This is a genomic window from Bremerella volcania (assembly GCF_007748115.1).
Lineage (GTDB): Bacteria > Planctomycetota > Planctomycetia > Pirellulales > Pirellulaceae > Bremerella > Bremerella volcania.
Genome location: NZ_CP036289.1, coordinates 4,360,524 through 4,385,659, shown reverse-complemented (window position 1 = coordinate 4,385,659; position 25,136 = coordinate 4,360,524). Strand labels below are relative to the sequence as shown.

The 25,136-nt window shown below is 57.0% G+C and carries 25 protein-coding genes; 7 read left to right on the top strand and 18 right to left on the bottom strand.

Features of this window, described 5'->3' with window-relative positions:
* Positions 1–203 precede the first annotated feature (203 nt).
* The 3 genes from Pan97_RS17305 to Pan97_RS17295 all read left to right on the top strand — a co-directional run bounded on the left by Pan97_RS17305 (position 204) and on the right by Pan97_RS17295 (position 2,236).
* A complete protein-coding gene (locus Pan97_RS17305) occupies positions 204–1,445 on the top strand; it encodes a glucuronyl esterase domain-containing protein (RefSeq protein WP_144974694.1) in 1,242 nt (413 codons plus the stop codon).
* A gap of 72 nt (positions 1,446–1,517) precedes the next feature.
* A complete protein-coding gene (locus tag Pan97_RS17300) occupies positions 1,518–1,865 on the top strand; it encodes a P-II family nitrogen regulator (protein ID WP_144974692.1) in 348 nt (115 codons plus the stop codon).
* Between the two features lie 20 nt (positions 1,866–1,885).
* Positions 1,886–2,236: a hypothetical protein gene (locus Pan97_RS17295; protein ID WP_144974690.1), complete on the top strand. Its 351-nt coding sequence runs from the start codon at positions 1,886–1,888 to the stop codon at positions 2,234–2,236.
* On the opposite strand, the gene Pan97_RS17290 is transcribed toward Pan97_RS17295, so the two are convergent.
* From Pan97_RS17290 to Pan97_RS17250, 9 genes are all read right to left on the bottom strand, one after another.
* On the bottom strand, positions 2,233–3,363 hold the full coding sequence (locus Pan97_RS17290) for a hypothetical protein (RefSeq protein ID WP_144974688.1): 1,131 nt from the start codon (positions 3,361–3,363) through the stop codon (positions 2,233–2,235). The two genes, Pan97_RS17295 and Pan97_RS17290, sit on opposite strands and share 4 nt — an antisense overlap.
* 79 nt (positions 3,364–3,442) lie before the next feature.
* Positions 3,443–3,637: a DNA gyrase inhibitor YacG gene (locus Pan97_RS17285; protein ID WP_144974686.1), complete on the bottom strand. Its 195-nt coding sequence runs from the start codon at positions 3,635–3,637 to the stop codon at positions 3,443–3,445.
* Positions 3,638–3,663: 26 nt separating this feature from the next.
* Positions 3,664–3,939, bottom strand: coding sequence for an FmdB family zinc ribbon protein (locus Pan97_RS17280; RefSeq protein ID WP_144974684.1), 276 nt, complete (start codon positions 3,937–3,939; stop codon positions 3,664–3,666).
* A gap of 132 nt (positions 3,940–4,071) precedes the next feature.
* Entirely contained in the window at positions 4,072–4,641 is a 570-nt protein-coding gene (gene grpE, locus Pan97_RS17275) for a nucleotide exchange factor GrpE (RefSeq protein WP_144974682.1), read from the bottom strand.
* 16 nt (positions 4,642–4,657) lie between these two features.
* Entirely contained in the window at positions 4,658–5,821 is a 1,164-nt protein-coding gene (dnaJ, locus tag Pan97_RS17270; RefSeq protein WP_144974680.1) for a molecular chaperone DnaJ, read from the bottom strand.
* A gap of 133 nt (positions 5,822–5,954) precedes the next feature.
* A complete protein-coding gene (gene groL / locus Pan97_RS17265) occupies positions 5,955–7,568 on the bottom strand; it encodes a chaperonin GroEL (protein ID WP_144974678.1) in 1,614 nt (537 codons plus the stop codon).
* A 60-nt stretch (positions 7,569–7,628) separates the two neighbouring features.
* On the bottom strand, positions 7,629–7,934 hold the full coding sequence (locus Pan97_RS17260; RefSeq protein ID WP_144974676.1) for a co-chaperone GroES: 306 nt from the start codon (positions 7,932–7,934) through the stop codon (positions 7,629–7,631).
* Between the two features lie 92 nt (positions 7,935–8,026).
* On the bottom strand, positions 8,027–9,712 hold the full coding sequence (gene groL / locus Pan97_RS17255; RefSeq protein ID WP_144974674.1) for a chaperonin GroEL: 1,686 nt from the start codon (positions 9,710–9,712) through the stop codon (positions 8,027–8,029).
* A gap of 417 nt (positions 9,713–10,129) precedes the next feature.
* The gene (locus tag Pan97_RS17250) at positions 10,130–11,197 is read right to left on the bottom strand and encodes a M42 family metallopeptidase (protein WP_144974672.1); all 1,068 of its coding nucleotides are present in this window, start codon (positions 11,195–11,197) and stop codon (positions 10,130–10,132) included.
* Between the two features lie 143 nt (positions 11,198–11,340).
* Between Pan97_RS17250 and Pan97_RS17245 the strand changes: the two genes are divergently transcribed.
* Positions 11,341–12,900 carry a bifunctional GNAT family N-acetyltransferase/carbon-nitrogen hydrolase family protein gene (locus Pan97_RS17245; RefSeq protein ID WP_144974670.1) on the top strand — a complete coding sequence of 520 codons (1,560 nt, stop codon included), beginning with the start codon at positions 11,341–11,343 and terminating at the stop codon, positions 12,898–12,900.
* A 138-nt stretch (positions 12,901–13,038) separates the two neighbouring features.
* On the opposite strand, the gene Pan97_RS17240 is transcribed toward Pan97_RS17245, so the two are convergent.
* Together Pan97_RS17240 and Pan97_RS17235 are read right to left on the bottom strand one after the other, a co-directional pair.
* Positions 13,039–15,075, bottom strand: a complete 2,037-nt coding sequence (locus tag Pan97_RS17240; protein ID WP_165698818.1) for an alpha/beta hydrolase — start codon at positions 15,073–15,075, stop codon at positions 13,039–13,041.
* A 155-nt stretch (positions 15,076–15,230) separates the two neighbouring features.
* A complete protein-coding gene (locus tag Pan97_RS17235) occupies positions 15,231–15,959 on the bottom strand; it encodes a platelet-activating factor acetylhydrolase IB subunit (RefSeq protein ID WP_144974666.1) in 729 nt (242 codons plus the stop codon).
* A gap of 297 nt (positions 15,960–16,256) precedes the next feature.
* On the opposite strand from Pan97_RS17235, the gene Pan97_RS17230 reads away from it, so the two are divergent.
* Positions 16,257–16,445 carry a DUF6800 family protein gene (locus Pan97_RS17230; RefSeq protein WP_144974664.1) on the top strand — a complete coding sequence of 63 codons (189 nt, stop codon included), beginning with the start codon at positions 16,257–16,259 and terminating at the stop codon, positions 16,443–16,445.
* Between the two features lie 123 nt (positions 16,446–16,568).
* On the opposite strand, the gene Pan97_RS17225 is transcribed toward Pan97_RS17230, so the two are convergent.
* The 7 genes from Pan97_RS17225 to pheA form a co-directional block, all read right to left on the bottom strand.
* Positions 16,569–17,111 (bottom strand): flavoprotein, encoded by a 543-nt coding sequence (locus tag Pan97_RS17225; protein WP_144974662.1) that lies wholly within the window; start codon positions 17,109–17,111, stop codon positions 16,569–16,571.
* Positions 17,108–17,374, bottom strand: coding sequence for a DNA-directed RNA polymerase subunit omega (locus Pan97_RS17220; RefSeq protein WP_144974660.1), 267 nt, complete (start codon positions 17,372–17,374; stop codon positions 17,108–17,110). Before Pan97_RS17220 ends, Pan97_RS17225 begins: the two co-directional genes overlap by 4 nt.
* Positions 17,359–17,961 carry a guanylate kinase gene (gene gmk / locus Pan97_RS17215; RefSeq protein ID WP_144974658.1) on the bottom strand — a complete coding sequence of 201 codons (603 nt, stop codon included), beginning with the start codon at positions 17,959–17,961 and terminating at the stop codon, positions 17,359–17,361. Before gmk ends, Pan97_RS17220 begins: the two co-directional genes overlap by 16 nt.
* A 210-nt stretch (positions 17,962–18,171) precedes the next feature.
* Positions 18,172–19,056: a YicC/YloC family endoribonuclease gene (locus Pan97_RS17210; RefSeq protein WP_196782136.1), complete on the bottom strand. Its 885-nt coding sequence runs from the start codon at positions 19,054–19,056 to the stop codon at positions 18,172–18,174.
* A 122-nt stretch (positions 19,057–19,178) separates the two neighbouring features.
* The gene (gene secG / locus Pan97_RS17205) at positions 19,179–19,703 is read right to left on the bottom strand and encodes a preprotein translocase subunit SecG (protein ID WP_144974656.1); all 525 of its coding nucleotides are present in this window, start codon (positions 19,701–19,703) and stop codon (positions 19,179–19,181) included.
* 88 nt (positions 19,704–19,791) lie between these two features.
* Entirely contained in the window at positions 19,792–20,547 is a 756-nt protein-coding gene (gene tpiA / locus Pan97_RS17200; RefSeq protein WP_144974654.1) for a triose-phosphate isomerase, read from the bottom strand.
* A gap of 229 nt (positions 20,548–20,776) precedes the next feature.
* Positions 20,777–21,865 carry a prephenate dehydratase gene (gene pheA, locus Pan97_RS17195; protein WP_144974653.1) on the bottom strand — a complete coding sequence of 363 codons (1,089 nt, stop codon included), beginning with the start codon at positions 21,863–21,865 and terminating at the stop codon, positions 20,777–20,779.
* Between the two features lie 484 nt (positions 21,866–22,349).
* On the opposite strand from pheA, the gene dnaK reads away from it, so the two are divergent.
* On the top strand, positions 22,350–24,293 hold the full coding sequence (gene dnaK / locus Pan97_RS17190; protein ID WP_144974651.1) for a molecular chaperone DnaK: 1,944 nt from the start codon (positions 22,350–22,352) through the stop codon (positions 24,291–24,293).
* A gap of 223 nt (positions 24,294–24,516) precedes the next feature.
* Positions 24,517–24,969 carry an IS200/IS605 family transposase gene (tnpA, locus tag Pan97_RS17185; RefSeq protein WP_144974649.1) on the top strand — a complete coding sequence of 151 codons (453 nt, stop codon included), beginning with the start codon at positions 24,517–24,519 and terminating at the stop codon, positions 24,967–24,969.
* Positions 24,970–25,136: the final 167 nt, after the last annotated feature.

Genomic DNA, 25,136 nt, shown 5'->3' with positions numbered 1-25,136 from the left:
ACGTTTCCATTTGCTTTTAAAGACCGAAAACCTCGCCATGGGTTCACAAATGGCAGGAAAACTGCTGGGGTGAGCGGTCGGCGGACGCTAGAATACAGGTCTTCACGAACCCTCCCTTCGCTGACATCTTCTTTTGAGTCCCACCGATGAGCTTATTTCCAAGATCGATTTCCTTGGCCGCCGCGCTGTCGTTAGTTTTTGCCATGAGTTCCACCCTGCCTGCCCAGCAAGAGAAAGTCATTTACGACGAAGCCGAAATCCCCAACTTCACCCTGCCAGATCCTCTGGTTGCCGAAGACGGCACGAAGGTCGAATCGGCCCAGGCATGGAACGAAAAGCAGCGACCCTATTTGATGGGGCTGTTCGAACGCGAAGTTTACGGCAAAGCTCCCGCCGCACCGGAAAAGATTTCGTACAAAGTTATCGAGACGTCCGACGAAGCACTCGATGGTACGGCTCGTCGCCGGCAAGTTGCCATTCAACTGACCGACGATCCGGACGGGCCTGTGTTGAACGTGCTGATCTATCTGCCTAACACGGATAAACCGGTACCGACCTTCATGACGCTAAATTTCTACGGCAACGCTTCGATTCACGATGACCCTGCGATTCAACTGCCTGAAAGCTGGCTGCGAAACAACAAGGACAAGGGTGTCGAAAATCACCAGGCAACCGAGAAAATTCGCGGTTCCAGCAAAGGGCGTTGGCCCGTCGAAATGATCCTGGAGAAAGGTTACGGCCTGGCCACTGCCTATTACGGCGACATTGATCCCGATTTCGATGATGATTTCCAGAATGGCATTCACCCCTATTTTTACGCCGAGGGGCAAACCAGGCCTAAACCAGACGAGTGGGGGAGTATTGCCGCTTGGGCGTGGGGACTGGGCAGAGCAATGGATTACCTGGAGCAGAACCCTGAAATCGCCTCCGACAAAGTGGTCGTCATGGGGCATTCCCGTTTGGGCAAGACTTCCCTTTGGGCGGGCGCGACCGATCCTCGCTTCGCGGCGGTGATCTCGAACAATTCCGGCTGCGGCGGGGCGGCACTTTCACGAAGACGTTTTGGCGAATCGGTCCAGCGAATCAACACCTCGTTTCCACATTGGTTCAACGACAACTTCACTCAGTACAACCACAATGAAGATGCCTGCCCGGTCGATCAGCACGAGTTGATTGCCTTGATCGCTCCGCGTCCGTGCCTGGTTTGCAGTGCCGAAGAAGACCGCTGGGCCGATCCCCACGGCGAATTCCTCTCAGCGAAGTATGCCAGTCCGGTTTACCGGCTGTTGGGTGTCGAAGGTCTTGCCGCCGAGAAAATGCCTGCGGTGGACGAGCCGGTTCTCAGCCGCTTGGGCTACGTGATCCGCGCCGGTGGACACGATGTAAAGCCGATCGACTGGCAGCGTTACATGGAATTTGCCGACGCACACGTGCTGGGCAAGTAACCACCGTCTGGCGGCACGTGGGGGTCATTTGGTAGAACGTATCTTCACCCTGATCGTTGAAGGAGCCCCCACGTGAAATTGATTGTCGCGGTGATCCAACCGACCAAGCTGGACAGCGTACGCACGGCGCTGGCGGAAATGGCCGTCGAGCGATTGACGGTCTTCGATGCGGAAGGGTACGGCCGGCAACGTGGGCAAACGGCAACCTTCCGTGGTATCGAGTACCAAACGAATTTGCTACGGAAGGTGATCGTCGAGATTGCCGTGAACGACGACTTTCTGGAGCGGACGCTCAGCACCCTCGAGAACGTCGCGCGGACCGGTCAGGAAGGAAACATCGGCGACGGAAAGATCTTCGTTCTGCCAATCGAACAGGTCGTTCAGATTGGCGGCAATGAAAAGGGCCCGTCGGCTGTCTAAACCAACCCACAGGTAATCCATTGATTCTCTACTTCACTGCCGACTTGATGTCGAACTCGCGCGTTTCGGGACCTGCCAGAGCCAACGGAATTCCTCTTCGAGTGATCGCGTCCAAGGGGGGTATCCTCGAAACGATCGACGAGGAAACCACGGCACTGCTGGTCGACTTGAATCCACCGGCACGCGACGCGATCAGCACCATCCAGGAAGTCAGAGCGGCTCATCCGGACTTGCCGATCGTGGTGCACGGACCGCACGTTCAGGTCGACCTGTTGGGACAGGCCCGCGAGGCCGGGGCCGAGGTGCTTACCAACGGCCAGTTCCACCAACAAGTCGATGCGATTCTCGCGAAGCTCGCCGAGCCTGCTTAGCTGTCGTCATCCTCGCTCGAATCGCCATCTGGCTTGGGATCGTCCCCGCCCAGATCTTTGTTGAGTGCCGGCATCGCGAAACGGGGCTGGTCTTCGTCCAGCACGATTTCATCCATCTCTGCCTGATCGACGTCGCGGCGAAGCAGTAGATAGATACCGGAGAACACGGCAAAGAAATAGCCAAAGCTGTAGGCCGGTATCAGAAGCTGCACAACGCCGTACCAGAATCGCCAGACGGGACCAGAGACGCTATGCGTGAGGATAACCTCGGTTTGTTCGAGCCCTTGCCCCCATTGAAGCCCTGTCGAGAGTGCTGCCAGCGAAGTTCCGACCAATAGGCTCATCGCGAAGAAGCCCACCGATCCGCCGACAAATGCCACGAGCAGATACCATAAATAGTGAAATGGGCGCTGGGTAACGTAAGCGTAACAGCGGCTCAGGGCATCGAAGTGATCGGAGCACTCCGTGCTGATCGCCCCCCACATCAAGGGCCAGCCCAGAATCAAGGGAACCACCAGCATGCCGATCCCCAGCGATACCAACACGGCAATGAAACCAAAGATACCGGTTACCACGGCCGCCCAAGGTCCCAACCAATTGATCAGGCCAAAGACCAACAGAATCACCATCAGCATGGTGACTCCAATCATTGGGAAGATGGGAGACAGGAAGTAGCTGATGAACTTGCGCAGCGAGTGCCCCAGGGCCCCTTTCAGTCCGCAGCGATCATTGACCGAAAATTCCATCGCCGCGATTCGGGAAATTGCCCCACCGAAGATCGCAAACGTGGTGATATACCATAGCGAGAAGAACAGGAAAACAAGTAAACCGCCAAAAGTCGGGGTCGGGAAGATGACTTGGAAGGGGTTTTCACCTTCGAGTCCTTCTCGGACGATTTGCAGGAAGTGCGTGGGAGACGATGCCAGGACAGGCCCCGCTCCGTCGTTAACCCAACTGCCGAACAGGTGCAAACCGATCCAGTGCCCCAGCGATAGCAGGCAAACGCCCAGGTAGGCCAGCAGCAAGACACGCAGATAGAACCCGATCAAGGTTGCCCGAAAGAGGATCAACCAGGGAAAACATTCGTGCCACGAAATGCCTCGTAGTAGACCGCGCTCCTCCGACATGCAGCTAAACTCCTCTCACCCTGCGGGAAATTTTGAGCCCGAATTATAGGCAGAGAAGCAGTGCATTAAAACGTCACTCTCACGAATCTTCGTCGTCGAGCGTCCGATTCGCCTGCTCTTCGATATGCTTTTCAATGTCGACTGGAAGCGCGTGTTCCTCGTCGAGCCATTGTCCGAGATCGATCTGACGACATCGTTCGCTGCAAAAGGGCATTGCCGGGGTGTAGTCACTCTCGAAGAGGTGACCACACGTGGGACAGCGTAGAGAAGCCATCAGGGGACCTCCTTGCATGCTAGGAGCTAGTCGGACGATTTGGCTTTCGATTCACTTTTGGCCGGCTTGGACGATTCGCTGCTCTTCGTGCCCTTTTCCGCGCTCTTCTTATACGAATCGCTGCGATAGTCCGTGATGTAAAACCCGGACCCCTTGAATAGCAAGCCGCCACCGGTGCTGAAGAGCCGGCGCAATTTCTTCTTCTTGCACTTGGGGCACTTCGTCAGAGGATCGGCCGAGATCGACTGAAATTCCTCGAATTCATGTTCACAAGCATCACACTTGTATTCGTAGGTGGGCATTACAAGAGAGTCTCCAGGTAGTTTTCCGTTTGAAGTGTTCAGTTTTCAGTGCGAGAGAAGGGGAAATCCTCTTCTTTCTGAAAACTCAAAACTGAAAACTTGCTAACTCACAATAATACTCTACTCGGCAAATTAGTCAGGTGCTTTTGAGACAATCACTTGGCTGGCGCGAATGCAGCGGTCGAACAGCTTGTAGCCAGTCTGGGCTACGTGCAGAACGGTGTTAGGCTCCACATCCGCACTCGGCTGCTGCATGATCGCTTCGTGGAAGTTCGGGTCGAACGGCTGACCTTCGGCCTCAATCGGTTCGCAGCCGCGCTTCTTCATCGCTTCCAGAAGCTGCTTTTCGACCAGCTTGATGCCGTCGATGATCCCGCCGGAATGCTCCGAGCCTTCGGCCGACTGCATGGCACGCTGCAGGTTATCGACAACCGGCAGGAGGTCGGTCAGCAGCGGCACGTTAGCGAACTTGAGTTCGTCATCGCGCTCGCGTCGGACGCGTTTGCGGTAGTTCTCCAGATCCGCCTGGGCCAGGAGGACTCGCTTCTCGGCGTCGACCAGATCTTGCTTCAGCTTCTCGACCTGATCGTCCGCACTGCCAAAGAATTCGTCGGTGGACGTATTTTCTTCGGTCGCTTGCGACTGGTCGGCTTGGGTGCTGGGGTCCTGCGAGGGATCCTTTTCGGGATGTTCTGCAGACACGCGCTAAACTCCTTGATTAGCTCTTCTTCTGGGTCTCTTTTTCATCGGCCGTCGAAAACAAATAGTCTCGAATCGATTCGAGGAACGACTTCCGATGAGGACTGACGTTGGTGTGTTCGTATTCGGCTAGTTCGCGAAGCAGCTCTTCCTGCTTCGGATCCAGCTTCTTGGGCACTTCAATGTACGTTTGCACGTACAAGTCGCCGGTGCCGCGGCCATGAGGATCAGGCATCCCCTTGCCACGCATCTTGAAAACTTCCGACGAGCCGGACCCCGCCGGCACGCTCAGCGTGGCAGGTCCATTGAGTGTCGGAACTTCGATTTCGCTACCGAGAACGGCCTGGGTATAGGTGATTGGCATCTTCAGGATCAGGTGATCCCCCTCACGCTCGAATAGCTTGTGCTTCCGAATCGTGATGTGGCAATAACAATCGCCGGGAGGGCCTCCGTCAGGGCTTGGCTGCCCTTCGCCAGCCAGGCGAACTCGCATGCCGTCATCGACGCCCGGCGGGATAGCCACGTCCATGCTGACGCGTTTGGTCGTGAACCCGTTCCCGCGGCAATCACCGCAGGGATCGGTGATGATGGTCCCTTGGCCGCCGCACGAAGGGCAGGTTGTTTGAACCCGCAAGATGCCTGCCTGCTGGACGACCTGTCCGGCACCACCACAGCGACTGCATGTTTCCGGCTTCGAGCCAGGCTTGGCACCGCTTCCACTGCACGTTTCACAGGCGACGCGACGATCGACTTGGATTTCGCGATCAACGCCGGTTGCCGCTTCTTCGAGGTCAAGCGTGACTCGAACCTGGATATCGGCCCCTTTGCGAACGCGTCGACGACCTCCTCGACCCCCGCCGCGGCCGAAGATGTCGCTGAAAATTCCTCCGCCGAAAATGTCGCCGAACGCTTCCATGATGTCTTCGACATCGTGGAAGTTCGCCCGCTGGCCGCCCTCGACACCGGCATGACCGTACTGATCGTAGCGGGCTCGCTTTTCGGAGTCGCTCAGAACTTCGTACGCCTCGGCTGCTTCCTTGAACCGAATCACGGCTTCCTCGTCGCCCGGATTCGAGTCGGGGTGGTATTTAATCGCCAGCTTGCGATAGGCCTTGGAAATCTCGCCGCTGGACGCGGTTCGCTCGATTCCCAGGACTTCGTAGTAGTCGACTTTGGTAGCCATCGTGTCCTCACGTAGGCGGCGGTAGAAACAAAACGGGCTGGTCCCCGGAAGAGATTCAGCCCGTTGAATTTTTTCGTCTTAGGCGACCAGGGCAAGGCCGAGTGCCGCCATCTTGGGTTGACGCAACGTCGGCTTAGCGAATGACGCCTTCGACCGGACGCTTGCCATCGTCTTCCAGGTTGGTGACCAAAGCTTCGGTGGTCAGCAGCAAGCCCGAGATGCTCGCGGCGTTGCTCAGTGCGGTACGCACCACCTTGGCTGGGTCGATGACGCCAGCTTTGACCATGTCGACGTAATCACCCTTGTAGGCGTCGTAGCCGTAGTTAGTCGACTTCTGCAGGACTTCGTCGACAACCACGTTGCCGTCGATGCCGCAGTTGTCGGCGATCTGACGCATTGGAGCCGGCAGGGCCTTGAGGATGATGTCGATGCCGATCTTTTCGTCGCCGCGAGCCGAAGAACGGGCCTTTTCGACCGCTTCGATCGCACGGACCAGAGCCACGCCACCACCAGGTAGAACGCCTTCTTCGACGGCTGCACGAGTGGCGTGCAGGGCGTCTTCGACGCGAGCCTTGGTCTGCTTCATTTCGGCTTCGGTTTCCGCACCGACCGAGATGACAGCCACACCACCGGAAAGCTTGGCCAGACGTTCCTGGTACTTTTCTCGATCGTATTCGCTGTCGGTTTCTTCGATCTGACGCTTCAGCTGACCGATGCGCGATTCGAGTTCCTTCTTATCGCCACCACCTTCGACGATCGTCGTCTTGTCCTTGGTTATGTTGATCTTCTTGGCACGGCCCAGTTGGTTCAGTTGTACCTTATCGAGCGTGATGCCCAGATCATCGCTGATCACGGTGCCACCGGTCAGAACGCCCATGTCGGCCAGCATCGCCTTGCGACGATCGCCGAAACCAGGAGCCTTGACGGCGGCGATGTTCAGCACGCCACGCAGACGGTTGACGACCAGCGCGGTGAGGGCTTCCCCTTCGATGTCTTCGGCCACGATCAACAGCGGCTTGCCGGTGTTGCCGACTTGTTCCAGAAGTGGAATCAGCTCACGCAGGTTGCTGATCTTCTTTTCGTGGAACAGGATGTAGGCGTCTTCCAACTCGACGTCCATTTCGGACGGACGGTTGATGAAGTAAGGCGAGATGTAACCCTTGTCGAACTGCATCCCTTCGACGTAGTCGACGGTCGTTTCTCGGCTCTTGCCTTCTTCGACGGTAATGACGCCGTCTTGACCGACGCGGTGCAGGGCTTCGGCCAGCAACTCACCGATCGCACGATCGTTGTTGGCACTGATGGCACCGATGTTGGCGACGTCTTCCTTGCTGTTGACCGGCTTGGCCATGTTCAGCAGGAAGTCTTCCGCAGCAGCAACGGCCTTTTCAATACCACGACGAATCGCGGTTGGGTTGCTACCGGCAACGATGTTGCGAAGGCCTTCCTTGAAGATCGCACGAGCCAACACGGTGGCGGTAGTGGTACCGTCACCAGCGACGTCGGAAGTCTTGCTGGCGACTTCGTTGACGAGTTTGGCACCCATGTTCTCGAAGCGATCTTCGAGTTCGATTTCCTTGGCAACGGTCACGCCGTCTTTGGTTACCGTCGGGCCGCCGTACGACTTGTTAATGATCACGTTACGGCCGGTTGGGCCCATCGTGACGGCGACAGCGTCGGCCAGCTTGTCGATGCCCTTGAGCATCTTGGCTCGGGCATGATCCTCGAAAAGCAGTTGTTTTGCCACGCTAAGAATCCTTATGTGATTAAAACTGAATGCGGTTTAGGACAGATCCAAAGGCTGAGCTTAGTCGTTGACGACCTTGGCCAGGACTTCGGTCTCGCGAAGGATCTTGTACTCGTCGCCATCGATTTCGATATCGCTGCCGCTGTACTTGCCATAGATGACCTGATCGCCAACGGCTACCGAAAGTTCGGCGCGGCTGCCGCTATCGAGCAGTTTGCCAGGACCGACAGCCAGGACGGTGCCCCGCTGTGGCTTTTCCTGGGCCGAATCGGGCAGGACGATGCCACCGGCGGTGGTTTCTTCCGCTTCCAGCGGCTGAACAACAATGCGGTCATCCAAAGTGCGAATCTTCAGACTCTTCGCCATGGGTGTTTATCCTTAAAACTTATTCAGGGGTATATTTGATGTTTTAAAACGAATATTCGAAAGGTTATGTGCAATTCAGGCCTGCGCGTGAATTACATCATGCCGGGCATGCCCATGCCGCCCATTCCTGGCATGCCACCCATACCACCCATGCCGCCGTGGTCATGGTGATCGTGGTGATCGCCCCCTTCGTCTTCGGATGGGATTTCGGTGATCAGCGAGTCGGTCGTCAGCAGCAATGCGGCAACGCTGGCAGCATTCTGCAGGGCCGTACGAACCACCTTGGCCGGATCGATCACGCCGGCGTCGACCAGGTCTTCGTAGTTGCCGGTATCGGCGTTGAAGCCTTCGGTGGCCTTCTTTTGCTGACGAACGCGGTTCACGACCACGCCACCATCCAGACCGGCATTTTCGGCGATCGTACGCAGTGGGAATTCGAGAACCTTGGCAACGATGTCCGCCCCCAGCTTTTCGTCTCCCTCGACGGCCAGCTTCTTCAGAGCCTTTTCAGCTCGGAGCAGAGCGATGCCACCACCAGGAACGATGCCTTCCTGCAGGGCTGCCTGGGTAGCGCTCTTGGCGTCGACCAGCAGGTCCTTGCGTTCCTTCATTTCGGTTTCGGTAACGGCACCGCAGTTGATCTGGGCCACACCGCCGGCCAGCTTGGCCAGACGTTCTTGCAGCTTTTCGCGATCGTATTCGCTGTCGGTGGTTTCGATTTCGCTACGGATCTGAGCGGCACGACCTTCGATGTCGGCCTTCTTGCCAGCACCGCCGACGATGACCGTCTCGCCTGAGGTCAGCTTCACCTTCTTGGCACGACCCAGGTTGGAAGTCTTGACGCTTTCCAGTTCGATACCCAGGTCCTTGAAAATGGCGGTTCCGCCGGTCAGGGTGGCGATGTCGCCGAGCATGGCCTTGCGGCGATCGCCGTAGCCAGGAGCCTTGACGGCGGCGACGTTCAGGATGCCACGCATCTTGTTGACGACCAGCGTTGCCAGAGCTTCGCCTTCGACGTCTTCGGCGATGATCAGCAGCGGCTTGTTGGCCTTGCTGATGGCTTCCAGCAGGGGAACCAGCTTCTTGGCGGCCGAGATTTTTTCTTCAAACAACAGAATGTAACAGTCTTCCAGTTCGACCGTTTGCGAATCTTCGTCGGTGACGAAGTGCGGCGAAAGAAAGCCGCGATCGAACTGCATCCCTTCGACGAAGTCGACGGTCGTTTCGCTGCCGCGACCTTCTTCGACGGTGATGACGCCGTCTTTGCCAACCTTCAGGAAAGCTTCGGCCAGCACCTTACCGATCGTCGGATCATTGTTACCGGCGATGGTGGCGATCTGTTCGATCTGCTTCTTGCTCTTTTCATCGATCTTGGTGGACGACTTCTGAACGGCTTCGCCGACGGCTTCGGAAGCCTTCAGAATGCCACGCTGCAGAGCCATGCCGTCGGCACCGGCGGCCAGCATCTTCAAACCTTCGCGGAAAATCCCTTCAGCCAGAACGGTTGCCGTGGTGGTACCGTCACCAGCGACGTCGTTCGTCTTGCTGGCGGCTTCCTTGACCAACTGACAGGCGAGGTTTTCGTAGACATCATCCAGTTCGATGTCTTCGGCAACCGTCACGCCGTCCTTGGTGATCTTGGGGGAACCCCAGCCTTTGTCCAGCACGGCATTGCGACCACGCGGACCCAACGTGCTTTTCACGGCACGTGCCAGCTTTGTTACGCCGGCCAAAAGCGGCTGTCGCGCTTCATCTCCAAAGACCATCTGTTTTGCCACGTCTGGAATCCTCCTCTTGTGGGATGAACTGGTTTCAATCGGCCTGGCTCGTTCATGGGGTGTTCCCACATTTTTTGGGCGAGCACGCTTGGCCGGTTTATTCCATAACTTGGTGATTAACCGTTGATTTGTTTGCGTCAGAGCCAAGCTCCAAATGCACCCTGGGTGCAGATTTTGGCAGACTCTCTCTGAGATGAGCCAGTAGATGCAATTGCCGTGCCGAGAAGAGGGAATGAAATCGCAAGTTGCTTTCGGTAAACAACTTGCGATTCACAAGACATTTGGGGATGTCGCAATTGAAAGTTCGCTTGCCAAATTGGCAGGAAGGCCAAATCGGAAGTCGGATACGAAAAGTCAGGCAGGTCGTACCACGAACCAAGTTCCGACTCCGCATCCCTGACGACCGTAATCTACGGCTTACATCCCGGGACGGAAGTCGTCGTCGTCCTGGACGCTGTGCAGGAACTCGGCCAACAGGGTCGCGGCGTGGTCGATGTCTTCCAGCGAGATCGTTTCGACGGCGCTATGCATATAGCGGTTGGGAATCGCGACCAGGCCAGCGGCGACACCACCACGCGTCGTTTGAATTGCGTTGGAATCGTTTGGAGCTGCCTTGCCCAAGGCCGCCATCTGATAGGGAATCTGGTTTTCCTCAGCCACTTCAATCAGACGCGATACGACCTTGGGGTTCATGTTGGGGCCCCGATAAATAACGGGGCCGCGGCCCAGGTAAACTTCGCCACGTTCTCCTCGATCGATCGTGGGGCAGTCAGTCGCGTGGGTTACGTCGACGGCAATCCCAATGTGTGGATCGATTCCGTAGGCGCTCGTCTTGGCACCTCGCAAGCCGATTTCTTCCTGAACGGTCGAAACGGCGAACGCGGCACACTTTTTGTCGCTGAACTTGCCAAAGCGGCGAGCTGCCTCGATGACGACCCACAGCCCAGTCGTATCGTCCATCTTGGGCCCAAAGACCAGATCGTTCTGCATCTTCTGCATGCCCAACTGCAGCGTGACCGGGTCGCCTACCTGGACCAGCTTCTTCGCTTCGGCCTGGTCTTTGGCTCCGATATCGAGCCAGAGGTCTTTGAGCTGAATGGGGGCTTTTCGCTCGGAATCGGTGAGCAAGTGAATGGGTTTACGCGAGATCACCGCAGGGATCGCGCCATCGGCGGTCCAGATCGACATCTTCTGTCCGACTAACTGAACCGGGTCCCAGCCGCCGATCGTCTGGCAGCGGATGAAGCCCATTTCGTCGACCTGGGTAACCAACAGGCCGATTTGATCGCAGTGGCCAGCCATCATCACGCGGACGCTTCCGCCGGAATTAACCGAAGCGATGACGTTGCCGTGGAAGTCGGTATCGACGTTATCGGCGAACTGGGCGGCATATTCCCGCACGACATCCTGCACCGGGGCTTCGTAGCCAGAGGGGCTCGGCGTGTTCAACATACGCTCTAAAAACGTTAGTGGCTCAGACTCCATACTCGAAACGGCTCCTGGGTAGCTGCGGGAATGTGAAACGTGACACGGCGGATATCGTTTGTCATTGTGTCAAAGAGACGCGGCGCAGATAATGCCTTGCGCGTCAGCACACATTAAGGCAGTCTAGGGGATAGGTGCGTTTCATGGAACCGATCGATCTAAAGGAATACGAGTGGAAAACGGTGATTCGTCCCATGCGCATCGAGGACTACGACGCGCTGGTCGAAATGCAGCGGGCCTGCTTCCCTGGCATGGAGCCCTGGTCGAAAGCGCACATCGAAAGCCAGCTCCGTATCTTCCCCAAGGGACAAATCGTCATCGAGATCGACGGTCAGTTGGCCGCTTCCTCCAGTAGCTTGATCGTGCAAAACGAGCCCAACATGGCCTGGCACAATTTCAAGGCCGTGTCCGACAACGGTTACATCCGCAATCACAACCCGAAGGGGGATACGCTGTACGGGATCGAGATGATGGTTCATCCCGAGTTCCGTGGGCTGAAGCTTTCTCGCCGCATGTACGATGCCCGTAAGGAAATGTGCCGCGAGATGAACCTTGCCCGGATGATCATCGGCGGCCGCATTCCGGGGTATCACAAAGTGGCCGATAAGATGTCGGCCCGCGAATATGTCGAACGGGTGGTCGCCAAGGCTGAGTTCGACCCCGTGCTTACCGCCCAGACGGCCAACGGCTTCGCACTGCAAGGGCTGATTCCCGATTACCTGCCCAGCGACAAGGCTTCGTGCGGATACGCCACCTATTTGGAGTGGCTCAACCTCGACTACAAGCCGGGGGCCAAGCGGCGTTTTCATCACCTGGTCGAGCCGATTCGTATCACGGTCGTGCAGTACGAAATGCGTGCGATTCGCAGCTTTGACGAGTTCGCCCAGCAGTGCGACTTCTTCCTGGATGTTGCTTCCGACTACAAGTCCGACTTCATCCTGTTTCCCGAACTGTTTACCACGCAGCTACTCTCTTGTGTGGAACCAACGCGGCCGGGGCTGGCCGCGCGGCGGCTTGCGGAGTTTACGACCGATTACCTCGAATATTTTTCCGAGCGGGCCATCAAGTTCAACGTGAACGTGATTGGCGGTAGTCACTTCGTGCTGGAAAACGACACGCTGTACAACATTGCCTACCTGTTCGGTCGCGATGGCTCGATCGGCAAGCAATACAAGATTCACATCACCCCCAGCGAACGCAAGTGGTGGGGGATCGAGCCTGGTCACAAGGTCGAAGTCTTCGACACCGACTGTGGCAAGGTCGCCATTCAGATCTGCTACGACATTGAATTTCCCGAGTTGACGCGGATCGCGGCCAACAAAGGGGCCGAGATGATCTTCGTGCCGTACAACACCGACACGCGTCATGGTTACCTTCGCGTGAAGACCTGTGCCCAGGCCCGTTGTGTCGAGAACCAGGTGTACGTGGCCATCTCGGGCTGTACCGGCAACCTGCCGTTCGTCGAAAACGCCGACATTCACTACGCCCAGTCCGGCGTATTCACCCCTTGCGATGCCGAGTTTGCCCGCGACGGCATCGCCGCCGAATGCAATCCGAACGTCGAAACGATCGTCATCCACGACGTCGACCTGGAGCTATTGCGGCGGCACCGCTTGGAAGGCTCGGTTCAAAACTGGAACGACCGCCGCAAGGATCTGTACAAGGTTCAGTACCTGGAAGACGGTGAAGAAGGATACGTTTAGCGCTCACCAAAAAGACACCGCGCTCAAATCCTGTCCCCTCTCCCTCGCAGGGAGAGGGCAAGGGTAGGAGGTTCTTCTGTGAAGCTTGATGAGAAATGCCAGTCGATGTCCGCATCGACAATCACGCCCATCTCGGCGTTAACGCTTCAAACGAGCCGGTTGGTTTTCGATCGGCAAGCCAACCGGCACGTTGATCTTCTTCTTCACCTGATTGGAATAGTCAATTAATTCCGGCGTATCCGAAATAAGGTTGACTGACCGTGGAGTATCTAAGGAATTCGATGCCATCGCCATGGCTTCACGCATATTCATGAATCGTCGCACGTTCATGAAATAGGGGCCTTCGCGGTGATCGGCTGGCGGGTTGTGCAGGGTTAAATCGCCAATCGCGGGCTCGAAGATGGCGGCGTAGACGACCAGTGCTGCCATCTTGCCACTGGCTTCGACATCGACGTGTTCCGTCGAGGTCGAGCGGAGAATCTCTTCCGCCGCTCGGCGTATGTCCCAAACTTGCATCGCATCGTGTGATTGTCCCAAGAGCAGGTACCGACGACGCAACTGGATTTCGGGCTTGGTTTCTTGAGTCCATTGCGTGGGACCGATGCCACGAGGTGCCAAGACGAAAATGGTATCGTAATTATCCGCATTGGCAATCGGAAAATCCTCACCGGTTCCTGCAGCGATCTCCGTCCATTTTTTCCAGCCTGCGTCGTCGACGACGATGAGCTTGCCATTAGGGAAAGTGGTGCCCTCGGCACGCTTCGCCCTAAAGACAAGCATGGGAAGCGAGACATTCTTCTGGGGGAAAAACTCGCAGTCGGTGTAGGCCATCCACTTCTTAAGCTCGGAAAGTCCATCGAGGCGAATTCCTGATTTTCCAGACTCGGGCCATCCGCCGAAGGACTTCTCCAGGAGCTGCTGCTTCCACTTACCGGACATCTGCTCCCACTCGGCACGCGTTGACGGCACGTTCGCCGGTTCGGCCGCCGCCACGAAGGTCTCTTCGATCTTCGTGTTGATCTCATCTTCGGGAATCTTGTCGAGGACCTTCAGCTCTTCCACTTCAAACTTCCGGGTGGCGACGTCGGTGACTTCCGGAGCCTCTCCTTGCAGATGCTTTCGCAACCAATAGAAAGCCGGGATGCGCAGTGGCTGGGTATCGGCATGCCCTCCTGGCAGGATCGTCAGCGCCAAGTTGGGTGCTTTGCCATACAGCTGGTAAATCTTCCGCGCCGCGAGATGCGTCCGTTCGACTCCTTCCAGCGGGAAGATCGGGTCGTAGTCGGTATTGGCGATCATCAGTGGGCGCGGCGCGATCAGCGCCGGCAGCAAGGTGTAATCGAAGCCATAGGTGTTGACCCAGTACATGCAGTCGCAGTGCCCCGAGACCACACCGTTGACCACGTGATCTTCGAGGTCGGTAATACCGGCAACCGGAACGGCGACCTTGATTCGCTCGTCGATCGCGGCGATACACCAGCTGTAAGCACCGCCGCCACTGCGACCGGTGACGCCGATTTTTTCGGGGTCGACCTCCTCGCGAGATTGCAGCAGATCGATCGCCCGAACGCAGTTCCAGGCTTCGACCCCGGCCGGCGTGTACCCGCGATTGGTCCACCATGGATGGGCGTCGTTGTAGAGACCTTTGTGCTTCCCTTCGATTTCGCCCAGTTCGAGTGAATCGATCGTCAGGCACACAAACCCATGCCGGGCAAACCAGGCTCCGTGATGTTGATAGTGGGCTTTGTTGCCATAGCTGATGCCATCCCTCTTCACCCGGCCATGGCCGCATACGTAAAGCACGGCCGGCAGCTTGCCTTCGACCTTTGCTGGGCGATACAGATTCCCGGTTACGTATAGCCCGGGGCGTGATTGGAAGTGAAGTTTCTCGACGACGATCCCGTCACGCTCGATGGCGCCGGTAGTAGTGACTTGCAGGTCGGTCTTTTCAGGCCATGGATCGAGCCCGAGCATCTCTTTGAGCTTCTGTCGGTATCCCTCCTTTTTTGCCTCCCAGGCTTCCAGCGAGTCGACCCCGGCTAGCGGAGCATTCGCGATGCGTGCCGTTTCGGCTTTGAAATAGGCTGCGACTTGCTTGTCACCAAGGGAAGGTTCTTCCGCAGCGACCAACGGGGCAATAACTGCCAGAGTAAGCAGGGGAAGCACGAAACGCATGGGCGGGAACTCCGTTGAGAAACTTTCAGGTGGGAGCTTCATCATGCCCCGTTTGGTGCTGGCGGTCAAAAGGATTTCATGTCGCGAAACAAAAAAAGACCAGGACTACCTGGGTAATCCTGATCTTTTTTGATGTCACGAGTGATGTCGATTGATTATTCGCCGAGAAGTTCTTTGATTTTCGGCGTGACGGCGTCGGCCCACAGCTGGTAACCCTTCTCTTTCGGGTGCAAGAGGTCCGGCATGATTTCCTTGGGCAGCGTGCCATCTTCGGTCAGGAAGACGTCGTTGATGTTCAGGAAGGTGACGTAGTCTTTGTCCTTCATCGTCTTCTCGAGAATGGCGTTGGCGCCGTCGTTCAGCTTACGGAGTTGATCTTCGGTCTTGGCACCGCGTGGGAAGATCGCCAGCAGCAGGACCTTGGTTTCCGGGTGCTTCTCGTGCAGCTTCTCGACAATCGCGGTCACGCCGGCCGCGGTATCTTCCGACTTTTCTTTGCGATGGCCGGTGTTGTTGGTGCCGATCATGATGACGGCTACTTTTGGATTGTAGCCATCCAGTTCCCCATGCTCGAAACGCCACAGGACGTGCTCGGTCCGGTCGCCGCCGTAACCCAGGTTCAGCGGGCTCCACTTCGCGAAGTTCTCTTCCCAAGTCTGCTTGCCGGCGCCTTCCCACCCGTGGGTGATCGAATCGCCAATGAAGACGACGTCGATGTTGTCGGCGTCTTCAATTGCTTTCAGCTTTTCTTCATGACGCTTGACCCACCAGCCGTCACGCGGCACTGGCTTCAAAGCTTCGATTGGTTCTTTGGTCGCGGTATCTTGCGCCACGGCGGGTATGGCCAGCACGAGGGAAAGCATCAAACAGGCAAAACAGCGCATCGTCTATCTCCTGGGGAACAGAGGTGAATCTTTAGGTGAGTCGGCTCAGTAGGATTACGGTTTGCCGAACGGTCTAGTCTCTACGACGCGGCAGTGCAGGTCAATTCCTCGATCCGTAATTGGCCAGTAAGGGAGGTTTTCTGATCTTAATTCGCGATTCGGGCAGCGAAAACGGCTGGGCCAATTGACGAAATAAGGCCTATTCCGTACATTGTGGGGTTTCCAGATCAAACAAATTCGACGCCTAGTGTGTCGTTACCCACTTACCTAAAGATATCTCACTAAAGGAACTGTCGCGTGCCGGTTATTAACGAGCGCCATCAGGAGTTGAAGCGTCGACGTCATCGCAAGAAGGTTTACGCTAAGTTCAAGGCCAAGTTGGCAAAGAATCCATCCAACGACGAAAAGCGCAAAATGGCCGGCAAGCTCCGCAAGCTGACCCCTGCTGCGGAAGAATTGATCCAGCGCTGGAACCTGGAGTCCTAAACGACTCGGTCCGACAAGCGAAATCGAAAAAGCGGAGTCCCGATGGCTCCGCTTTTTTGCTGCGCCATCAAATCTGGTCCCTTCTCCGCTGTCCTCGGGAGAGAGGGGACAAGAGTTGTTTCCCTAACCGACTAAGAAGTGTTTCTCAATCGCCTGGAAGATCTCCACCGGCTCGGTCATTCGCCCGGTTCCTTCCACCCGGCAGCTTTGCCAGCCGCTATCGGGGCCGATCATCTGTACGCCATCTTCGGCTAGCTGCTGCACGTTCCGCTGAACGGCTGGGTGAGCCCACATCTCTTTGTTCATCGCGGGGCACATCATCACGTCGCCGGTGAACGCCAGGTAGAGCGTGCTCAATAGGTCGTCGGCCAGGCCTTGGGCAGCCTTGGCCATGAAGTCAGCCGAGGCGGGCACAATGCATAAAAGATTCGCCCGGCGCGCCAGTTCGATGTGCGCGCCTAGCGGCATGGCCTCGTCAAAGAGTTCTGTGTGCACGCGCTTCCCGGACAGCGCGGTAAGCGTTGACGCGCCGACAAAATGATGGGAGGCGTGGGTCATCACCACGGTGACGTCGACGTCCGCTTTGACCAATTGGCTGACCAAAGCGGCCGTCTTGTAGGCGGCGATCCCGCCGGTGACGCCGATGATGACCTTGCGCTGGCTCACAGTTCGTCGCTCATCATGGCATCGAACGACTTGATCATCACGTCGCCGTCAGCGGCGGTGCGCAGTTCGTTCGAGGTGTCGAGGAAGATCTTGTCCTGCTTGATCTCTTCCAGGACGATTTCCATCTTGTTGTCCGAGTTCATATCGACCAGCGGACGGCTGCCGGCGTTCAAGGCCACCAGGCGCTTCTGGATCAGGGTCGACAGCTTAAAGCGGCCACCCACCTTCTTGATGATGAATTCTTCTTTCAGTTCTTCGAGCATCGCTCCTCCTTTTCCTGACGGATAATGTCTGCAAGTTGTGCGGCGGTTTGGTCGGCGGCGCCAAGTTTGTTGGTCACGTGGTGACGATACCACGCGGACGCTTCCATCTCTCTCTTGGCCGTTTCCAGCCGCCGCTGGATGGCTTCTTCTGTTTCGGTGCCTCGGTCGCGTAGCCGGCGTTCCAATTCTTCGGCCGACTCGGGACTCAGGAAAATGGTGACGGCTTCGGGGTACTTCTGGGCCACCTTGGCGGCTCCCTCGACGTCGATTTCCAATAGAACCGAAATCCCCTGGCTGAGCCGGGCCTCGACTTCGCTGCGAAGGGTTCCGTACAGGTGCCCTTTGCGAAAGACCTCGACATACTCCAGGAATTCGTCAGCCTCGATCCGCCGCTGAAAGTCTTCCTTGGGCAGGAAGTGATAGTCGATACCATCCTGCTCTCCGGCTCTCGGCTCGCGGGTCGTGGCGGAAACACTCAGTTCGATGGGCGGCTGACCCAATGCCAACAGCTTGCGCACCACGGTCGATTTGCCAACGCCTGAAGGCCCGGACAGGATGACCAAGTTGCCTGGTGTGCTTGCTGTCATGCTTTATTCTTGTTCCCTCTCCCTCGCAGGGAGAGGGTTAGGGTGAGGGTTTCCTGAACGCTGTTAGGATACCTTCGTCGCTTGTTGTTCTGTACTCTTCAATCGGAACACCGGTTGTGCGTGTGCTTCCGAAATGCCGCATGCCCCCTCACCCTAACCCTCTCCCCCGCAGACGGGCGAGGGGACAGGAGATGGGAAAACGCCCTAATGTTATTCGATGTTTTGGATTTGCTCTCGGATCTTCTCGATGGCGGTCTTCATTTCGACCACGCCCCGAGCGATCTCCGCGTCGTTGGCCTTCGAGCCGATCGTGTTGGTCTCGCGGAAAATTTCCTGCGTTAGAAAGTCGAGCTTTCGCCCGGCCGACTCTTCCTGCGTGAGGAACTTTTCAAACTGACCCAGGTGGCTTTTGAGCCGGACGATCTCTTCGGAGATGTTCACGCGATCGGTGAAGATCGCCACTTCGCGAAGAAGCGTCGCCGGGTCAACCGTCACGTCGAATTCTTCCAGGACCTTGTTCACGCGCTCGGTCATGCGGTCTCGATAGCCGTCGACCACCCGTGGCGACTTGGCCTCGATCGTTTCCAGGTGCGAGGCGATCATCGCCAGGTTCTCGCGAAGATCTTTGGTTGTGTTTTCTCCCTCGGCGCGACGCATGGTGTCGAACTTCTCGAGGGCGGCCTTCAGTGTCTTTTCAATCACTGGCCAGGCATTGAACTGCTCGTCGTCGGTATCGGTGTTCTCTTGCACGACACCAGGCAACTGCAGCACCGAATCGATATGGGGCGTTTCCGAAAGCCCCACCTTCGCACCCAGCTGGTGGATCTGCTGCATGTAGCTTTCCAGCACGGCCGTATCGATGCGGTACTTGTCGGCGGTGACGTCCTGCTTGATTCGCAGGTTGATCGTGATGGTGCCGCGGTTGATATACTTCCGCGTGACCCCTTCGATCTGCGATTCCAGTCCGCTGAACAATTCGTTGCCACGCACGGCCAGCTTGAAGTAGCGATTGTTCACCGAGCGCACTTCAACCGAAACGGAAACGCCTTCCGCGTGCAGGTGGGCATCGCCATATCCGGTCATGCTCAGCAGCATGGTTTCTCTCTTCGCGAACTCGCGATGCTAGGTGAATTGGTCAGGAAGGGAACGAACAAAACTTCCCCGGGATCGAGGCCTAGGGAAGTTTCTGAGAATGATTCAATGCAGTGCCGCGTGAATTACTCGGCGGGCTTCTCTTCGGTCGACGAGGCATCTCCTGCGGCCGGGGCGGCATCAGCGGCGGGTGCCGCGGCACCACCTTCCGCAGGCGGTTCCAGGTCGGCAGCCGGAGCATCTGCAGCTGGGGTATCTCCGGCAGCGGGGGCGGCTTTTTCTTCGTCCGATGGCAGCGTCAATGCAGGACCGCCAGCACCCGGCGTCGTATCGCCCGGCAGGCCGGTTGCCGCTGGGGCAGCGCTACCTCCGCCACCAGTCAGCTTGCTTGCTCCTTGGTCTTGCAGACCCATCGTGGCGAAGATGCACAGCAAAATCCAGAACACCGCGACGACGACCGTGATCTTGGTGAACACGTCGCCTGCTTTCGCGCCAAATGCACTCTGGCCGCCGGCACCACCCAGGGCACCGGTCAGGCCGCCACCACGACCGCGCTGCACGAGCACGACCAGGATCAGGAAGACAGATGTCACCAAGAGCAGAGGGCCGAAAATGTACTGCAGGAATCCGAAAAGGATGGGACTGGTCATGACTGGCTACTTATGAAAACGTCCGTGTCTGGATTCAAAAGTGGGATCGGCCTCGATCGCCAGATCCCAACGGGGAATGGGTAAACGATCAGCCTTGGGCACCGGCGATAATGCCAAGGAAGCTATCGGCTTTGAGCGAAGCACCGCCGACCAGGGCACCGTCGATGTTCGGCTGCGAAAGCAGTTCCGCGGCGTTGTCCGGCTTCACGCTTCCGCCGTACTGAATGCGGACCGACTCGCTGACGCTCTCGCCATACTTGGCGGTCATCAAGGCACGAATGCCGGCGTGCACTTCTTCGGCTTGCTCAGGCGTGGCGACCTTGCCGGTGCCGATTGCCCAAACGGGTTCGTAAGCGATGACGACCGAAGCCATCTGTTCAGCGGTCACGCCAGCGAGGCTGCCGTACATCTGCTCGGCGACCACGTCGGAGGTCTTGCCTGATTCACGTTCTTCCAGCAGTTCGCCCACGCAGACGATCGGCGTCAGGCCGGCCGCCAGAACGGCGTGTACTTTCTTGCAGACGTCGGCGTTGGATTCACCGAAAATGTGGCGGCGTTCGCTATGACCGAGGATCACGTATTGGCAACCAACGTCCTTGGCCATGGCGGCCGAGATTTCGCCGGTGAAAGCTCCGGAGGCTTCGTGGTAGCAGTTCTGAGCGCCGACGCCCACTTTGCCGCCAGCCGCGGTGGCAATGGCGTCGAGGTAAACGCTAGGAGCACAAACGGCAACTTCGACCGCTTCGCCGGCCGTATTGCCTTCGGCAACGCCTTGCACCAAAGCAATCCCGTCGGCCTTGGTGGTGTTCATTTTCCAGTTACCTGCAATGAAAGGACGTCTCACCCTCGTTCTCCCTTCGGACCGCCTCGGCCGATGAAATGGCAATGACTCAGAACGCTCTAAGTCGTGATGTCGGTTCACAATGAAACCCAACAATATAGCAGAGTGCTTGCATGGTCGTCGAGGTCACCTACGCCCCGATAGAAGAACTATCCCCCTCTTGTTCGCTCTCCCTCAGAGGGAGAGGGTCAGGGTGAGGGTGTCTTGAACGGCGATTGAGTTTTTTTCCCGCTTAGTTCACCGGGTCGGTTTTCTGGTACGAGCCCAACACTTCCAGCCGCAGGGTCTTCTTTTCGAGGGCACTTATCGTGCGGCGAAGCTTCAGTTCACTGCAATGCCCCTCCATTTCGACGAAAAAAAGGTATTCCTCCGGGGCGTTGGCCACGGGAAACGACTCGATCCAGGTCAGATTCAGGCGGTTCTTCTTAAAGATGTTCATCGCGTCGGCCAGCGCCCCCGGCTTGTGCTCGGTCTGGAAGAGCAGGGCGGTCTTGTCGTGCCCTGTCTTAGGACCCATTTCGTGCGAGATAACCGCGAAACGCGTAATGTTGTTGGGGTTGTCTTCGATGTTCGAGGCGATGGTCTCCAGGTTGTAATTGATGCCTGCGGCACGACTTGCGATCGCTGCAGCCCCTTCCTTCTGGGCGGCCAACTGGGCGGCGGCTGCTGTGCTGGTCATCTCGATCGGCCGGGCAGCCGGCAGATGCTTGGCTAGCCAGTTGCGACACTGTGAAAGGGCCTGGGGCTTGCTGAAGACCTCTTTGATCTCCTCGCGGTTGCACTTGGCCAACAGTTGGTGGTGGATATGCAGTTTCACCTCGCCGCAGATCTTGGTCGGGTGTTTCGCAAACATCTCGAGCGTATCGGTCACGCGGCCATCGTTCGAATTCTCTACCGGAACGAGTCCGAAATCGGCCTGGTTACGCTGGATTTCCTCGAAGACGGTTGCGATCGTGGCGACTGGGCTGTAGTCGGCATTGGCCCCGAACTTCTCGACGGCGGCCTGATGCGAATAGCTGTACTGCGGACCCAAATAGGCAATCCGAAGTCTCCGGGAAGCACTCCGGCACAGGCTCAAAACCTCTTGCAGAACGGGAGAAATGGCCTCGCTGGGCAGGCTGGTCTTGTTTGCCTTGAGTAGTTTCTGCAGTTCCGTCTCTTCGCTGCTAAGCTGCTGTTCGATCGTCTTGCCAGGCTCGGCTTGAACCAACTTCTGACAGGTATCGACCCGTTTGGCCAGCAGCGTCAGGATCTGTTGATCCATCTTGGCGATCGCTTTCTGCAGGTCGGTCGAAGAGGTCTTGCGAGGTGTCTTGGCCATCGGGCTGTGCCTGGAGTTTGAGAAGCTTGGCATCCAGGCGGGAAAAGGCCGGATGCAGGGGAATCACGAAGCATGAAGATCGTCGCTTGCTTGTCGCGGCTAGGGGACCACGCTTCGGGGAAATGGGAAGCGGCTATCGCATGATAACTCATCTTATTCCGCCGTAAATCTAGCTCACAGGAGACTTTGTGGCAATTCGCTGCCATTTTGGCAGAGAATTCCTGACGAAATCCTGACCGCAGAACTAGGACAAAAAATGGAGTTGATGTAAGTCTTTTATTTATAGGTTGTTATGGACATTTTTTGATCTCGATGGACAGTTTTGGCATACCTCTTGCAATGAGCTTGGTCAATCTCAAGCCACGGCCAGTCCCGGTATGAGTGACACATTGACAGCTTGTCCTGGGCCAGTGCCCAGGCTCACAACATAAAACGTCTCACGCCCGCTTGGGCGCGAAATTTACGAAAGAAAGAGGTGACCACTATGGCTCAAGGCGAAGTGATTATTGGGATCGACCTCGGTACCACCAACTCGGTGGTCGCGGTCATGGAAGGTTCGGAAGCCAAGGTGATTCCGAACGCCGAAGGAAGTCGGCTCACGCCAAGCGTCGTTGGTTACACCGACAAAGGAGAAGTCCTTGTTGGCGAACCAGCACGTCGTCAGGCGGTGACCAATCCTACCAAAACCGTTTACTCCATCAAACGATTCATGGGTCGTCGTCACAGCGAAGTCGGCTCGGAAGAGAAGATGGTTCCGTATAAGGTCGTCGGCAACGCAGACGATTACGTCAAGGTTCAGATCGGCGACAAGGAATTCACCCCGCCGGAAGTTTCGGCCAAGGTTCTGCAAAAGCTGAAAGCGGCCGCCGAAAGCTACCTGGGGCATAAAGTCAGCAAGGCCGTGATTACGGTGCCTGCTTACTTTAACGACGCCCAGCGCCAGGCAACCAAAGACGCCGGCCAGATCGCCGGGCTCGAAGTTGCTCGTATCATCAATGAACCGACCGCAGCCGCTTTGGCTTACGGCTTGGGTAAGAACAAGGCCGAAAAGATCGCCGTGTTCGACCTCGGTGGTGGTACGTTCGACATCTCGATCCTGGAAGTCTCGCCACCGGAAGATGGCGACGACGGCGGTCGAACCGTGTTTGAAGTGATCAGCACCAACGGTGATACCCACCTTGGTGGTGACGACTTCGACGAGAAGTTGATCAACTACGTGGCCCAGCAGTTCCAGAACGACAACGGCATCGACCTGCGTAAAGATCAGATGGCTCTGCAGCGTCTGCAGGAAGCTTGTGAAAAGGCCAAGAAGGAACTCAGCGGCCAGGCCTCGACCGACATCAACCTGCCGTTCATCACGGCGGATGCTTCCGGTCCGAAGCACTTGCAGCTGACCATTACTCGCAGCCAGTTCGAGCAGATGACCGACGACCTCATCGAGCGTTGTCGTATTCCGGTCGAGAAGGCCCTGAAGGATGCCGGTCTGTCCCCCAGCGATATCGACGAAGTCGTGCTGGTCGGTGGTAGTACGCGTATCCCGAAGGTTCAGGAGATGGTCAAGAAAATCTTCGCCAAGGAACCACACAAGGGTGTGAATCCGGACGAAGTCGTCGCCGCTGGTGCCGCGATCCAAGGTAGCGTGCTGGCCGAAGGTGGTCGTAAGGACGTGCTGCTGTTGGACGTCACGCCGCTGTCGCTCGGTATCGAAACGCTCGGTGGCGTGTTCACCAAGTTGGTCGAACGCAACACGACGATTCCGACCGAGAAGAAGCAGACCTTCAGCACGGCCGAAGACAACCAGGCCGCCGTGACCGTTCGCGTGTTCCAGGGTGAACGCCCGATGGCTGCCGACAACCGTTTGCTCGACGAGTTCAACCTCGATGGTATCGCTCCTGCTCCGCGTGGTATGCCGCAGATCGAAGTCAAGTTCGACATCGACCAGAACGGTATCCTCAACGTGAGTGCCAAGGACCTGGGTACCGGCAAGGAAATGAAGGTCGAGATCAAGCAGAGCTCTGGCCTCTCGAAGGAAGAGATCGATCGGATGCAGAAGGACGCCGAAGAACACGCCGCCGAAGACAAGCGGAAGCGTGAACTGGCCGAAGCTCGCAACGAAGCCGAATCGAACTGCTTCCAACTCGAGAAGCTGATCAAGGACGCCGGCGACAAGATCTCCGACAACGACAAGGCTCCGCTGGAAGCCGCGATCGGCAAGGTTCGCGAAGCGGCCAAGGGAGAAGACGTCGAGAAGATCAAGTCCGCCATCAGCGAACTGGAAGCGGCTTCGCACGCGGTCAGCAAGATCCTGTACGAAGCGGCCGCCGCCAACAACCCGGAAGCTGCCGCCGGTGGGGAAGCCCCCAGCGGTGAAGCCAAGGGAGGCGACGACGACGCCATCGATGCCGAGTTCGAGGTCAAGAAGGACTAACCTTCCTGGCCAAGGGATGCTCGGGAAAAAGCCCGGGCATCACGAACGAACGTTTGTGATCATCAAGGGCTGGGGCCGCAAGGTACCCGGCCCTTTTTATGGAGTGGCGGAATGCGTTAGCCCCAAGGGGGCGGCCGTTAATAGCCAGGGGCGGAAGCCCCTGGTAAAGAAGCAATAAGAAGCATAAGCCCCAACGGGGCGTCCGAAACAAGGACTCGAGAAGATGCCTCAATCGTTCGCCCGCGTTTACATCCATTTGATCTTCAGCACGAAAAATCGCGAGCGAACGATCCAAAGGGAGTGGGCCTCACGATTGAATCAATATCTGGTCGGAATCCTTCGCCAGCGCAAATGCGAACTACTCGCTACCGGAGGTGTTGAAGATCACGTTCATTTATTGATCTCGATGTCGAGAGAGATTGCGATTTCCGATCTCGTACGGGATTTGAAATCGATATCGAGTCATTGGATTCATACAACGATTCCTGGTTCGAGGGCGTTTGCCTGGCAACAAGGTTATTCCGTGTTTTCGGTGAGCCAATCAGGCTTGGAAGACGTAAAAGAATATATCGCGCATCAAGAGGAACATCACCGCAAACGCACGTTTCGAGAGGAGTTGTTGATGTTCCTGGAGAAGCACGGCGTCGAATACGACGAGCGCTATATGTGGGATTGATCAGGGAATCGTTCGGACGCCCCTTTGGGGCTTGTCATACTAGATTGCTACCAGGGGCTTCCGCCCCTGGCTATTAACGGTCGCCCCTTTGGGGCTGACAGATGCAAGCGAAGGATCGCTTGATACCGAGCGTTCGAATGAAGTGTTCCGTTCACTCGCTTTCACTG

What these genes read in the sequence shown, in the direction of transcription:
- Pan97_RS17305 (WP_144974694.1), top strand. Translation starts at nt 204, where the DNA reads ATGAGTTCCACCCTGCCTGCCCAGCAAGAGAAAGTCATTTACGACGAA.
- Pan97_RS17290 (WP_144974688.1), bottom strand. Translation starts at nt 3,363, where the DNA reads ATGTCGGAGGAGCGCGGTCTACTACGAGGCATTTCGTGGCACGAATGT.
- Pan97_RS17285 (WP_144974686.1), bottom strand. Translation starts at nt 3,637, where the DNA reads ATGGCTTCTCTACGCTGTCCCACGTGTGGTCACCTCTTCGAGAGTGAC.
- Pan97_RS17280 (WP_144974684.1), bottom strand. Translation starts at nt 3,939, where the DNA reads ATGCCCACCTACGAATACAAGTGTGATGCTTGTGAACATGAATTCGAG.
- dnaJ (WP_144974680.1), bottom strand. Translation starts at nt 5,821, where the DNA reads ATGGCTACCAAAGTCGACTACTACGAAGTCCTGGGAATCGAGCGAACC.
- Pan97_RS17260 (WP_144974676.1), bottom strand. Translation starts at nt 7,934, where the DNA reads ATGGCGAAGAGTCTGAAGATTCGCACTTTGGATGACCGCATTGTTGTT.
- Pan97_RS17250 (WP_144974672.1), bottom strand. Translation starts at nt 11,197, where the DNA reads ATGGAGTCTGAGCCACTAACGTTTTTAGAGCGTATGTTGAACACGCCG.
- Pan97_RS17245 (WP_144974670.1), top strand. Translation starts at nt 11,341, where the DNA reads ATGGAACCGATCGATCTAAAGGAATACGAGTGGAAAACGGTGATTCGT.
- Pan97_RS17240 (WP_165698818.1), bottom strand. Translation starts at nt 15,075, where the DNA reads ATGCGTTTCGTGCTTCCCCTGCTTACTCTGGCAGTTATTGCCCCGTTG.
- Pan97_RS17235 (WP_144974666.1), bottom strand. Translation starts at nt 15,959, where the DNA reads ATGCGCTGTTTTGCCTGTTTGATGCTTTCCCTCGTGCTGGCCATACCC.
- Pan97_RS17220 (WP_144974660.1), bottom strand. Translation starts at nt 17,374, where the DNA reads ATGCTCGAAGAACTGAAAGAAGAATTCATCATCAAGAAGGTGGGTGGC.
- gmk (WP_144974658.1), bottom strand. Translation starts at nt 17,961, where the DNA reads ATGACAGCAAGCACACCAGGCAACTTGGTCATCCTGTCCGGGCCTTCA.
- Pan97_RS17210 (WP_196782136.1), bottom strand. Translation starts at nt 19,056, where the DNA reads ATGCTGCTGAGCATGACCGGATATGGCGATGCCCACCTGCACGCGGAA.
- secG (WP_144974656.1), bottom strand. Translation starts at nt 19,703, where the DNA reads ATGACCAGTCCCATCCTTTTCGGATTCCTGCAGTACATTTTCGGCCCT.
- pheA (WP_144974653.1), bottom strand. Translation starts at nt 21,865, where the DNA reads ATGGCCAAGACACCTCGCAAGACCTCTTCGACCGACCTGCAGAAAGCG.
- dnaK (WP_144974651.1), top strand. Translation starts at nt 22,350, where the DNA reads ATGGCTCAAGGCGAAGTGATTATTGGGATCGACCTCGGTACCACCAAC.
- tnpA (WP_144974649.1), top strand. Translation starts at nt 24,517, where the DNA reads ATGCCTCAATCGTTCGCCCGCGTTTACATCCATTTGATCTTCAGCACG.